9 protein-coding genes and 2 tRNA genes are annotated in these 12305 nt (G+C 62.4%); all 11 read left to right on the top strand.

The window, feature by feature from the left end:
* Positions 1-31: 31 nt before the first annotated feature.
* The 11 genes from infB to DWY51_RS01320 all read left to right on the top strand — a co-directional run bounded on the left by infB (position 32) and on the right by DWY51_RS01320 (position 12301).
* Positions 32-2746 carry a translation initiation factor IF-2 gene (gene infB, locus DWY51_RS01270; RefSeq protein WP_117769585.1) on the top strand — a complete coding sequence of 905 codons (2715 nt, stop codon included), beginning with the start codon at positions 32-34 and terminating at the stop codon, positions 2744-2746.
* Between the two features lie 11 nt (positions 2747-2757).
* The gene (gene rbfA, locus DWY51_RS01275; protein ID WP_117769586.1) at positions 2758-3168 is read left to right on the top strand and encodes a 30S ribosome-binding factor RbfA; all 411 of its coding nucleotides are present in this window, start codon (positions 2758-2760) and stop codon (positions 3166-3168) included.
* Positions 3161-4204: a bifunctional oligoribonuclease/PAP phosphatase NrnA gene (locus DWY51_RS01280; protein ID WP_117769587.1), complete on the top strand. Its 1044-nt coding sequence runs from the start codon at positions 3161-3163 to the stop codon at positions 4202-4204. The genes rbfA and DWY51_RS01280 overlap by 8 nt, the downstream gene beginning before the upstream one ends.
* 15 nt (positions 4205-4219) lie before the next feature.
* The gene (truB, locus tag DWY51_RS01285) at positions 4220-5152 is read left to right on the top strand and encodes a tRNA pseudouridine(55) synthase TruB (protein WP_117769588.1); all 933 of its coding nucleotides are present in this window, start codon (positions 4220-4222) and stop codon (positions 5150-5152) included.
* Positions 5149-6153 (top strand): riboflavin biosynthesis protein RibF, encoded by a 1005-nt coding sequence (ribF, locus tag DWY51_RS01290; RefSeq protein ID WP_117769589.1) that lies wholly within the window; start codon positions 5149-5151, stop codon positions 6151-6153. Before truB ends, ribF begins: the two co-directional genes overlap by 4 nt.
* On the top strand, positions 6146-8254 hold the full coding sequence (dnaG, locus tag DWY51_RS01295; RefSeq protein ID WP_117769590.1) for a DNA primase: 2109 nt from the start codon (positions 6146-6148) through the stop codon (positions 8252-8254). Before ribF ends, dnaG begins: the two co-directional genes overlap by 8 nt.
* A gap of 108 nt (positions 8255-8362) precedes the next feature.
* Positions 8363-9712 (top strand): RNA polymerase sigma factor RpoD, encoded by a 1350-nt coding sequence (gene rpoD / locus DWY51_RS01300; RefSeq protein ID WP_055286388.1) that lies wholly within the window; start codon positions 8363-8365, stop codon positions 9710-9712.
* 164 nt (positions 9713-9876) lie between these two features.
* A tRNA-Asn gene (locus DWY51_RS01305) sits at positions 9877-9951 on the top strand.
* A 34-nt stretch (positions 9952-9985) separates the two neighbouring features.
* Positions 9986-10060, top strand: a tRNA-Asn gene (locus DWY51_RS01310).
* 195 nt (positions 10061-10255) lie between these two features.
* Positions 10256-10612 (top strand): Asp23/Gls24 family envelope stress response protein, encoded by a 357-nt coding sequence (locus DWY51_RS01315; RefSeq protein ID WP_022093773.1) that lies wholly within the window; start codon positions 10256-10258, stop codon positions 10610-10612.
* A 27-nt stretch (positions 10613-10639) separates the two neighbouring features.
* Positions 10640-12301, top strand: coding sequence for a DAK2 domain-containing protein (locus DWY51_RS01320; protein ID WP_117769591.1), 1662 nt, complete (start codon positions 10640-10642; stop codon positions 12299-12301).
* The last annotated feature ends 4 nt before the right edge of the window (positions 12302-12305 follow it).

Here is a 12305-nt window from a genome sequence, read left to right on the forward strand (position 1 = left end):
TCAAGGTGCCAGAAAGGGTAGGTGAAGTCATATGGCAAAAGTCCGTGTGTCCACCCTGGCCAAAGAGTTCGGCATGACCTCCAAGGAACTGATGGGTCATCTCGCCGATATGAAGATTCCCGCTAAGTCCGCTTCCTCCACCTTGGAGGACGCTTATGTCGCCATGGTCCGCAAGCAGCTCGCCTCGGTGATCGAGGCCCGCGCTCAGGAAGTCGAGGCCGCCAAGCAGGCCGAGGAGCAGGCAGCTGCTGCCGAGGAGGCCGCACGCGCCGCCGAGGCCGAGCGCGAGCGCATCGCCGCCGAGAAGGCACGCGAGGAGGAGCGCCGCCAGTTTGCCGCAGCCCAGGCTGCCGAGGAGGCTGCCCGCGCCGAGGCCGAGGCCAAGAAGAAGGCCGAGCAGGAGCGCCTTGCTCGCGAGAAGGAGGAGGCTGCCCGCGAGGCCCAGCGCCGCGCCGTTCCCGCTTCCGACTCCGGTTCGCGCTTCCGTTCGCTGCTCGACCAGATCGCCGCACAGGAGACCGTGCTCAAGGAGAAGAAGGACGCCGAGGACAAGGCCAAGGCCGAGCGCGCCGCAGAGCGCGGTAACCGTCGTGGCGGCAACAACGACCGCCGCGGTGGCCGTCGTAACGATCGCAACGCCTCAGACAACAACTCCGAGCGCAACGCCTCCGAGAGCCGTCCGCACAGCCATCGCACCAACGCCAGCAACAACGTCGCTGCCGGCATGGACTTCCCCAACCCCGATAAGCAGGGCAAGGGCAAGAAGCGCAAGGGCGGTCACAACAACGAAGAGGACCACTACAGCCGCATGGCTCGCGAGGCCGAGGAGTACAGCCGCGAGAAGGTGCTCGAGGAGGCTCGAGCTGCCGTCGAGGAGGCCTCTCGTGAGTCCACCGGTCGCCGCAAGAAGCGCAAGGAGAAGCGCGAGCGCGAGGCTGCCAAGGCTCAGGAGGAGCGCAAGATAGAGGAGGCGCTGGCCCAGGGCGTGAACCCCGAGGACCTCGACGCCATCAAGGTCTCCCAGGGCGTTACCGTCCAGGAGCTTGCCGAGGCGCTCGACGTTCCGGCCAACGACATCATTAAGCGCCTGTTCCTGCTGGGTACGCCGCTCACGATGACGCAGTCCATGTCCGACGACCTCGTCGAGCTCGTTGCCGACGACCTGGGCCGTCAGATCAAGATCATCACCCCCGAGGAGGAGAACACCTTCTCGTTCTACGACGATCCCGCCGACCTTAAGCCGCGTGCCCCGGTCGTCACCGTCATGGGCCACGTCGACCACGGCAAGACGTCGCTGCTCGATGCCATCCGTCACACCGGCGTTGCTGCCGGCGAGGCGGGCGGCATTACGCAGGCCATCGGCGCTTCGCAGGTCATGATCAACGACCGCAAGATCACCTTCATCGATACCCCGGGTCACGCTACCTTTACGGCCATGCGTGCCCGTGGCGCCAAGGTGACCGACATCGTCATCCTGATCGTCGCCGCCGACGACGGCGTCATGCCCCAGACGGTCGAGTCGATCAACCACGCCAAGGCCGCCGGCGTACCCATCGTCGTTGCCGTCAACAAGATCGATAAGCCGGGCGCCAACCCCGACCGCGTGCGCCAGGAGCTCACCGAGTACGGCGTCATCCCCGAGGAGTGGGGCGGACAGAACATGTTCGTCAACATCTCGGCCAAGCAGAAGATCGGTATCGATGACCTTCTGGAGACCGTGCTGCTCCAGGCCGACGTGCTCGAGCTTAAGGCCAACCCGGACACCTTTGCCTCCGGCAATGTCCTCGAGGCCAAGCTCGACAAGGGCCGCGGCTCGGTCGCTACCGTGCTCGTGACCCGCGGTACCTTGCACGTGGGCGATACGCTGGTCGCCGGCCTTACCTACGGCCGCGTCCGTGCTATGCTCGACCCCAAGGGTCGCGCCGTCACCGAGGCCGGTCCCTCCGACGCCGTCGAGATTTTGGGCCTGCAGTCTGTGCCCAACGCCGGCGACGAGTTCCGCGTGTTCGAGGACGAGCGCGAGGCTCGCGCCCTTGCCGACGAGCGTTCGCTCAAGGCCCGTATCGAGGAGCAGAGCCGCGTCAAGCACGTCACGCTCGAGAACCTCTTCGAGACCATTGCCGACGCCGAGGTCAAGGAGCTCAACCTGATCATCAAGGCCGACGTCCAGGGTTCCATCGAGGCCCTTCAGGACTCGCTCGACAAGATGGATCAGTCCGAGGTTCGCATCAACACGATCCACTCCGCCGTTGGCGCCATCAACGAGACCGACGTCGTCCTGGCCGACGCCTCTAACGCCATCATCATCGGCTTTGGCGTCCGTCCCGACGGTAAGGCCCGCTCCGCCGCCGAGCGCGAGGGCGTCGAGATCCGTTGCTACGACGTCATCTACAAGTGCCTCGAGGAGCTCGACGCCGCCCGTATCGGCATGCTCAAGCCCACCGAGGTCGAGGTCTCCACGGGTACCGCGACCGTCCTGGACACCTTCAAGGTGCCCAAAGTCGGTATCGCCGCCGGTGTCCGCGTGGAGGAGGGCGAGATCGCCGCGACCGATTCCGTGCGCCTGGTGCGTGACGGCATTGTGGTCTTCAACGGCAAGATTGCCTCGATGCGCCACTACAAGGACGAGGCCAAGAGCCTCAAGAGCGGTTCCGAGGGCGGCATTGGCCTGGAGAACTTCCAGGACATCAAGCCCGGCGACCAGATCGAGGGTTACCGCATCGACCAGGTTGCCCGTACCGAGTAGGGGGTAGCGCTATGAAGCAAACGCAGGCAACCCGCCGTTTGGGCGAGCAGCTCCGCGAGAAGCTCGGTTATATCCTGCTCTTTGAGGTTTCCGATCCGCGACTCGACCTGGTCACCCTGACCGCGGTCGAGGTCGCGGTGGACCGTTCGTTCGCGCGCGTGTACGTGTCGTGCGATGCGAGCCGCTACGATGAGGTCATGGAGGCGCTCGCCAGCGCCAAGGGCCGCATCCGCAGTCTGTTGGCTCGCTCGCTTGATTGGCGCGTCACGCCCGAGCTCGATTTTCGTATCGATCGCTCGACCGACGAGGCCGAGCGCATCACGCGTGCGCTGGAAAACGTTCCGGCCACGCTTGCGATCGAAAAGGATGAGGACGGCTACCCGATAGCGGATGTCGCCCAGGAGGCAGCTTTAGATGACTAATTCCGCCGACCTCGCCTCGTGCGAGTCTGCAGATATTAAACGACGCATCCTCGAGCTCATCGAGGATGCGTCCTCCATTGCGATCTCGGGTCACACCTCTCCCGACGGCGATGCCCTGGGCTCCGTGTTGGGCCTGGGCCTTTCGCTTATGAAGGTGTTCCCCGACAAGGACATCGCCCTGCTGCTGGCAGACGACGATCCCGTTCCGCGCATCTACCGTTTTATGGAGGGTGCCGATCTGCTGGTGCCGGCCTCTGCCTACACCGGCAACCCGGACCTGTTCATCTCGGTGGACGTGCCGGTCGTCGAGCGCCTCAATAATTCTGCCGAGGTGCTGCGTCGTTCGGCCCACGTGGCGTGTTTTGACCATCACCCGGCGCGTGAGGAGTTTGCCGAGGTCAGCCTTAGGTGTGTCAATGCCGCTGCTTGCGCCATGATCATCGACCGCTTTTTGGCCGATTGTGGCATTACCGCAAGCGACAGCATCGCGACTTGCCTGCTGTGTGGCCTGGTCACCGACACCGGTCGTTTTCAGTATCAGAACGCCGATGCTGCCGCGTTTCATGCTGCCTCTCGCCTGGTGGCGCACGGTGCCGATCCGGCACGCGTCGCGCTCGAGGTCTATCAGAGCATGCGTGTCGAGTTCTTGCACCTCAAGTCCATCGTCATGGGTCGCATCAAGACGGTCGCGCACGGGCGCGTGGCGTATAGCTATGCGTACGAAAGTGACCTTAAGGAATGCGGCGTCACCTCTGATGAGTGCGACGGCCTGGTCGATGTGGTGCGCTCAGTGATGGGCGTCGAGGTCTGCCTGTTCCTTAAGGGCATCGAGGGCGATACCAAGGTGCGCGGTAACCTGCGCTCCAAGGGCGAACTTGATGTTTCCGAGATTGCGGCCAATTTTGGCGGAGGTGGGCACCACGCTGCCGCCGGCTTTACCAACGCCGGAACGATTTCCGAGACGCTCACCGCGGCACTTCCCATGCTGGCCGAGCTGGTAGGGGAGGATCCCGCTTCGGTGACCGTCGAGCTCTAACTTTTTGGATGGTACATGGCTCGTCGTACACCTTCTCAACTTAATATGCTGCTCGCCGTCGATAAGCCGGTGGGCTGCACGTCCCACGACGTGGTTTCGCAATGCCGACGCGCCCTCCATGAGCGGCGCGTCGGTCATGCCGGAACGCTCGACCCCATGGCATCGGGTGTCATGGTGGTGGGCGTGGGGCAGGCCACGCGTCTGCTGGGCATGCTCACGCTCGATACCAAAAGCTACGTCGCCGACATCTCGTTTGGCGTCGAGACCAATACCGATGATGCGGAGGGCGAGGCCGTCCGCACGGTGCCCGTTGCCGACGACTTGCGCGATCCGGCCTATGCCCGCGAGCGTCTGTGTGCCATGTTGGGTCCGCAGATGCAGGTGCCGCCGGCGTTTTCGGCCATTTCGGTCAACGGCGTGCGCGCCTATAAGGCTGCGCGCGAGGGCAATGCCGTGTCGCTGCCCCCGCGTCCGGTCGAGGTATACTCCGCCGATCTGATTGCCGTGAGCGGTGATGCCGACGCTTGCGTTTGGACCGTGGCGTTTTCGGTGAGCAAGGGCACCTATATCCGTGCGCTCGCTCGCGACCTGGGTCGTGCCTGCGACAACGCGGCGCACATTTCCGCGCTGCGCCGTACGGCCTCCGGCGTTGTTTCCATTGGTGCCTGTCATACGGTCGAGGAGCTTTCTGCCGAGTCCGCTGACGGTTTTGCCCTGGATCCCATTGCGGCACTGGGTGCCACGCGCGTCGACTTGCCGGGCGACCTTGCCGACGATCTGCTGTGCGGACGTCGTATTCCTATTGAGCGTGCGCTTGCGGGCTTCGATGCATCGAAGGCGCCGTTTGCGCTGGTGCTCGATGGCGGGCTCAAGGCGCTCGCCCGTATCGAGGGTGGTCGCTTTGTAATGGAGCACGTCTTTCCGCAGGCGATTGGCGGTGTTCGATGATGCTGACCTCCCACGAGCTCGCGCGTATTTTTTTCGCGGGCGAGTCGGATGAGGCCCGCATCGTCGCCGATGCATTTGATGATTGCGCGTGCCTGGGCGCCGCGTCGATCGCCATCGGCGTGTTCGATGGCGTGCATAGGGGGCATCGCGAACTGATCGACGCGGTCGTTCGCGATGCGCGTAACCATGGCTGCAAGGCTGTCGTGGTCACCTTCGATCCCGACCCGGACGTGGTGCTGAGCCCCTCGCCTGCTCAAAAACTGATGACGACGGCCGACCGTCTGCATGCCCTGGCTCTCACCGGGGTCGATGCGGTCGTGGCTGTTCCCTTTACGCCTTCGGTGGCGGCACTCGACCACGCGGGCTTTCTTAAACTGCTGTCGCATGTGGTCGATATCCGCTCGATTCGCGTGGGCAGCGACTTTAGGCTGGGCCGCGGCGGTGCTTCTGGTGTTGCCGAGATGCGCGCCTGGGGTTCCGAGCGCGGCGTTGACGTGTATGGTCACGACCTGCTTTGCGAGGGCGGCGAGGCCATTTGCGCCACCCGCATTCGTCATGAGCTGGGACAGGGCCATGTGGAGCTTGCTGCTGAGTTACTCGGCCGCCCGTATATGGTGCGTGGCGGTGTTATTCGCGGCCGTCACGAGGGTTCTGGCATGGGCTTTCCCACGGCAAACCTGCAGGTTCCCAGCGGCATTCAGGTGCCTGCTGATGGCGTGTATGAGGGCATGGTGCTCGTCGATGACACCGTGTGGCCCGCTGCCGTGAACGTCGGCCTGCCGCCGACGTATGCCGACGATGCCGCTTCGGCGCATCTCGAGGCTAATTTAATTGGTTATACGGGCGACCTGTACGGCGCTTCCGTTTCGCTGGCGTTTACGCGCTGGCTACGTCCCTCGCGTGTGTTCGATTCGCTGGATGAGTTGATTGCGACCGTCGAGGGTAATATCGAGGACATTCGTCACAACTTGGGTGAGCAGGGGGTGAGCATCCGTGATTAGCGATGAGGAAAAAGACCAGGTCCGCGCTGCGTCCGACCTAGTTGCCATCGTGCAGGAAACGGTTGAGCTCAAGCCCCGCGGCCATGAGTTTTGGGGCTGCTGCCCCTTTCATGGCGAAAAGACGCCGTCTTTCCACATTATCCCCGCCACGCAGGTGTGGCATTGCTTTGGCTGCGGTGAGGGTGGCGATGTCTTCACCTATATCATGAAGCGCGAGAACCTGAGCTTTCCCGAGTCAATCCGTTATTTGGCCGATCGCGCGGGTATTGAGCTGCACGACACCGGAGACCGCCGCGAGCGCGGTACTAAGCGTGCCCGAATCTACGATCTGTGCGCCGAGACCGCTCAGTTCTACCACACCATGCTCATGCGCGGTAAGGATAGCCGCCCGCGTGAGTACTTTGCCAGCCGCGGCATGGGCGGCGATGTCTGCCGCCGCTACTGTCTGGGCTTTGCACCGGGTCGCAACGCTCTGGTGTCGCACCTGTCCCAGGCGGGCTTTACCCCGCAGGAGATGATCGACGCCAACGTGGCCGTGAGCCGCGGGCGCGGGCAGCTCGCCGACCGTTTTTACGACCGCGTGATGTTTCCCATCTTTGATGAGCAGGGTCACAACATCGCCTTTGGCGGTCGCATCATGGGAGACGGCCAACCCAAGTACCTCAACACCGCCGAGACGAGCGTGTTTCATAAAAAGCGAAACCTCTACGGCTTTAATTGGGCCAAGGAGTTTATCGTCGCGCAGGATACCGCCATCGTGGTAGAGGGCTATACCGACTGCATCGCCTGTTGGGAGGCGGGGATTAAAAACGTCGTCGCTACGCTGGGCACCGCGCTCACGGAGCATCACGTCAAGACGCTCACCCGCTTTGCCAACCGCATCGTGTATATGTTTGACGGCGATGCCGCGGGCCAGAAGGCCGCCCGTCGCGCGATTCAGTTTATCGAGCAGGATTCGATGGACCTGCGCTGCGTGGTACTGCCCGACGGCAACGACCCCATGGAGTTCATCGCGGCGCACGGCGGAGAGGAGCTGCAGAAACGTATTGACGCCGCCGAGCCGCTTATGGACTTTGTCTACCGCTCGCTGCAGGAGTCGAGCGACATCACCACGCCGGGCGGTCGCGCCAAGGCGCTGGAAGATGCGCTGACGCTTATCTATCCGCTGCGCGATAGCTATATGATCGACACGTACTTTATCCAGATTGCCGATCTGCTGGGTTTGGATTTGGAGACGGTGCGCGCGAGTTCGGGTCGCGTGTTTCGCGATGTTGCCAAGCGCGAAGATGCGGAGCGCCGTCGCGAACAGAACTATGAACGCCAGCGGGCGCAAGCTGAGCGGTCCGGTAGCGCGGGCGGTCGGTCGTCTGGTTCGCAGGGGACATCTCGTGGTGCTTGGGCGTCGGGCGCGACGCCGGCAGTAGCGGCGTCGGTCGAGGAAGAGCCGTACGACTATGTCCCGCTCGATGCTTACGGTGCCGCGCCTGTGGAGGTCGTCGACGACCTGCCGCCGATCGACGCGCCTGATGGTATGGGTGCTGTACCTGTGACTGATGGTTCGGGTGCTCCGGCTGCGGTGGCGCCGATGGTTCTTACTGATCTTGAGCGTAAGTCCTTGGCAGGGGAGCGTGAGCTGCTGACCATGCTCACGAGCTACCCCGACCTGTTCCGCACGTATGCCGACCGCATCTGCTCTATCGAGTGGGTTGACCCACGTCACGAGTCCATCGCATGGGCCGTTCTGGCAACGCCGCCGGGAACCGATCCTTCAGCCTGCATGGATGCGGCGCGCTCGGTGTGTCCCGAGGCGGCAACGCTTGTGAGTGCCGGGCGCATCTCGGCGACGAGCAAGCACCCCACCGAGACGAACATCGTGTTTATGCTCGATACGCTCGAGCTCTACACCATCAAGCGCCGCATGCGTGCCGCACAGGCCAAGCTGCGCCAGGACCGTTCGCTCGACGATGAGGCCCGTCGCGCGCTGACCGTGCAGGCCGCGCAGGATTCGCAGCGTCAACGCGAACTGCAAAAGTCGATCGGCGGCGTGGCGGACCCGTTCCGTTTGATCGGTTTGGAGACCGCGGGCACCGAACAGGCCTAGATGTTGTGGTCAACCAGCGTATTCTCGCCTATATCCAGTCTGGATTTTGGGTATAGACGTTGCTGTGTGCTAAAGTATTGAGTCCTGTGGACTATGAAGGGAGAATCTGTGCCAAAAAAGACTGAGAGCACGGGTACTGGGCTGGAATCCTACGTTGCAAAGCTCATGGGCAACGGCTCAAACAGGACTTCGGTAACCGAGGACGAGATTCAGGTCGCCCTGAAGGATATCGATGTTTCTGACGAGCAGCTCACCGCGGTGTATTCCGCGCTGCGCAACAGCGGCATCCAGATTATCTCCGCGAGCGGTAACGACGACGCCCCCATGGACGTCGACGATGACGATAACGATACCGATACCGACGATTTCGATGACGACGACGAGCACGATTCCGGCTCGCTCGACGATCATGAGCTCAAGATGGCCCGTCAGGCCGACGCCGAGATGGGTTCTTCCAAGAGCAAGAAGAAGCGCACCGTGCGCACGTCCCGTTCACGCTCGCGCGTGCGTGGCATCGATGCCTCCACGGTGATGCTGACCGGCGATCCGGTTCGTATGTACCTCAAGGAGATCGGCAAGGTCGACCTGCTAACCGCCTCCGAAGAGGTCGATCTGGCCATGAAGATCGAGGCCGGTCTCGAGGCTACCGAGAAGCTCGAGGCTGCCGATGCCGGTGAGCTCGAGCTCACGCGTGCCGAGATGCGTCGTCTCACGCGCATTGAGAACGTGGGCCTCGAAGCCAAGCAGGCACTCATCAGCGCCAACCTGCGTCTGGTAGTCTCCATCGCCAAGCGCTACGTCGGCCGCGGTATGCTGTTCCTGGACCTGATCCAGGAGGGCAACCTCGGTCTGATCCGCGCCGTCGAGAAGTTCGACTACCAGAAGGGCTTCAAGTTCTCCACGTATGCCACGTGGTGGATCCGTCAGGCCATCACGCGCGCTATCGCCGACCAGGCCCGTACCATCCGTATTCCCGTGCACATGGTCGAGACCATCAACAAGCTTGTCCGCGTGCAGCGCCAGCTCCTTCAGGACCTGGGCCGCGACCCGACCCCCGAGGAGATCGGTGCCGAGATGGACATGAGCGCCGACCGTGTCCGCGAGATCCAGAAGATCTCGCAGGAGCCCGTGTCGCTCGAGACCCCCATCGGCGAGGAAGAGGATTCCCAGCTGGGCGACTTCATCGAGGACTCCCAGGCCATCGTTCCGCCCGATGCCGCCAGCTTCTCCATGCTTCAGGAGCAGCTCACCCAGGTGCTCGACTCGCTTGCTGATCGTGAGCGCAAGGTTATCGAGCTACGCTTTGGCCTTGTCGACGGGCATCCCCGCACGCTCGAGGAAGTCGGCCGCGAGTTTGGCGTCACGCGCGAGCGCATCCGCCAGATCGAGTCCAAGACCCTGGCCAAGCTCCGTCACCCGAGCCGTTCGAGTAAGCTCAAGGACTACATCGAGTCATAACCTCGCAAGCAAGAAGCGCCCTCAAGCACATCCGCTTGGGGGCGCTTTCATGTGGTCATTGGGGACGTCCTCAATGACTAGGTCGGAAAAAATCTCAAAAAAGTTCTTGCCCTAAGCTGATTCGTCCGTATAATAAACTTCGTTGCTTGAGAGCACGCACCTATTCCTCGGTAGCTCAATGGTAGAGCACGCGGCTGTTAACCGCGCTGTTGTAGGTTCGAGTCCTACCCGGGGAGCCAGAATTTCTCAGCCCAATCCGCTGGGCTTTTAAATTCCTCGGTAGCTCAATGGTAGAGCACGCGGCTGTTAACCGCGCTGTTGTAGGTTCGAGTCCTACCCGGGGAGCCAGGTTGTAAAACCCGTCGCTTATGCGGCGGGTTTTTTTCATGCCGCGACCACTTGACTCGAACGTTGCCATATCAACATTTCGTGTCGAGGATGTAATCCCGCGACCCATCACCTCAACATGGCGCGGTCGTTGTAGAATATTGCAATGATTGCTCCCACGACATGGTGCCGTGAGCACCAGATAAGGAGATTCTTGTGTCTGAGACCATCAACGGCAGCCTGAGCGTCTCGAACGACGTTATTGCCGATATTGCCGGTTATGCCGCGATGACGTGCTATGGCGTCGTCGGTATGGCTGAGCAGCTCCAGGGCGCCGAGAGCGTGCGCCTGCTTGCCGGTCAGCGCCTCCGCAAGGGCGTGCTTGTCTCCGCCGACGAGAACGGCCTTACGGTCGATCTTCACGTCGTGCTCGAGAACGGCGTCAACATGAAGTCCGTCTGCCACAATCTTTCGAGCTCCGTTGCCTTCACCCTGCAGGAGATCGCCCAGATCGATCCCGCCAGCCTTAAGATCGGCATTCACATCGACGCGCTCAAGAGCCGTCTGAACTAGCATCCGAAAACGGAGATTCAAATACCCATGATTGCAAAGACCATTCGCACCTGTTTTCCGATCGCTGCGGCTGCTGTTTCCGACAAGGCCGAGGAGATCAACAAGCTCAATGTCTTCCCCGTACCCGACGGCGACACCGGTACCAACATGTCGCTCACGCTCGCCTCGGTGACCAAGGAGCTTTCCGCCCTTCCCGCCGATGCCGATATGGAGGCCATCGCCGGCGCCATCACCCACGGCTCCCTGATGGGTGCCCGCGGCAACTCCGGCGTCATCACCTCTCAGATCCTGCGCGGCGTGGCCGAGGGTCTCGTCTCTGCTGATGAGCCCATCACGTCCGCCAACATCGCCTATGCGTTCCGCCGCGCCGTCAAGGTCGCCTTCCAGGCCGTCCGTAAGCCCATCGAGGGCACGATTCTCACGGTGCTGCGCGATGTCTCGACCAAGGCCGACGAGTGCGAAAAGAAGAAGTTCTCGGCCGAGGACGCGCTCGATGCCATCGTCGTCGAGGCCTACCATTCCGTCGCTCGCACGCCCGACCTGCTGCCCGTTCTGAAGGAGAACGGCGTGGTCGACTCCGGCGCCTTTGGCTTTGCCATCTTCCTCGAGAACTTCGTAGCTGCCGCTCTTGGCCGCAGCACCGTTGTCGAGGATTTCTCCGCTACGTTTGACTCCGCCGGCTCTGCCCGTGATGCCGCTCTTGGCCGCGTTGAGATCGAGGCTAACGACGACTGGGAGGGCTCGGAATTCCGTTACTGCAATGAGTTCCTGTTTAAGGCCGACGCCCCGTTTGACGAGGACGAGTGCCTTAAGTTCCTGGGTTCCATGGGCGACTGTGAGCTGCTCGTGGGCGCATATCCCGACTACAAGATCCACGTGCACTCCAACACCCCGAACCTCGTGCTCGAGCACATGCTGCAGCTTGGCCAGATCTACGAGGTCTTTATCCACAACATGGAGATGGAGGCCCACGACCGTACCGCCAAGATCCACGAGGACCAGGAGAAGGCCGCCGAGCCCGCGAAGGCCCTGGGCTTTGTCGCCGTTGCCGCCGGTTCCGGCGAGGCAGACATCCTCAAGTCCCTCGGCGTTGACGTGATCGTGTCCGGTGGCCAGACCATGAATCCCTCGACTGCAGACCTGCTGGGCGCCGTCGACCAGGTCAACGCGACCTCGGTCATCATTCTGCCCAACAACGGCAACATCCGCATGGCCGCCGAGGCCGCTGCCTCTGCCTGCACCGACAAGAAGGTCGCCGTCGTTCCCACCAAGACCGTTCCGCAGGCCTTCTCCGCGCTGTTCGCGGTCCTGCCCGATTCCGAGCTCGAGGATGCCGTCGCCGCTATGGTCGACGCCATCAGCGAGGTCCGCGATGGCGAGGTCACCCGCGCCGTGCGCGACTCCAGTGCCTCCGACGGTTCGCCAATTCACTCCGGTGACGTCATGGGCATCATTGCCGGCTCCATCGACGTGGTCGGCTCCGACGTGAAGCAGGTCACGCTCGATTGCATCAACCGTATGCAGGAGGAAGAGGAGGGCGACGCGCTGACGATTCTGGCCGGCGAGGAACTGTCCGATGAGGCCTTCCAGGAGATCGTCGACGCTATCGAGGAGGCTCAGCCCGATCTGGAGATCGACGCCCATCGTGGCGAGCAGCCGCTCTATCCCGTGATCTTCTCGATCGAGTAGGCAA

The sequence above is a fragment of the Collinsella sp. AF25-2LB genome (assembly GCF_003458415.1).
In the GTDB taxonomy this organism is placed as follows: Bacteria; Actinomycetota; Coriobacteriia; order Coriobacteriales; family Coriobacteriaceae; genus Collinsella.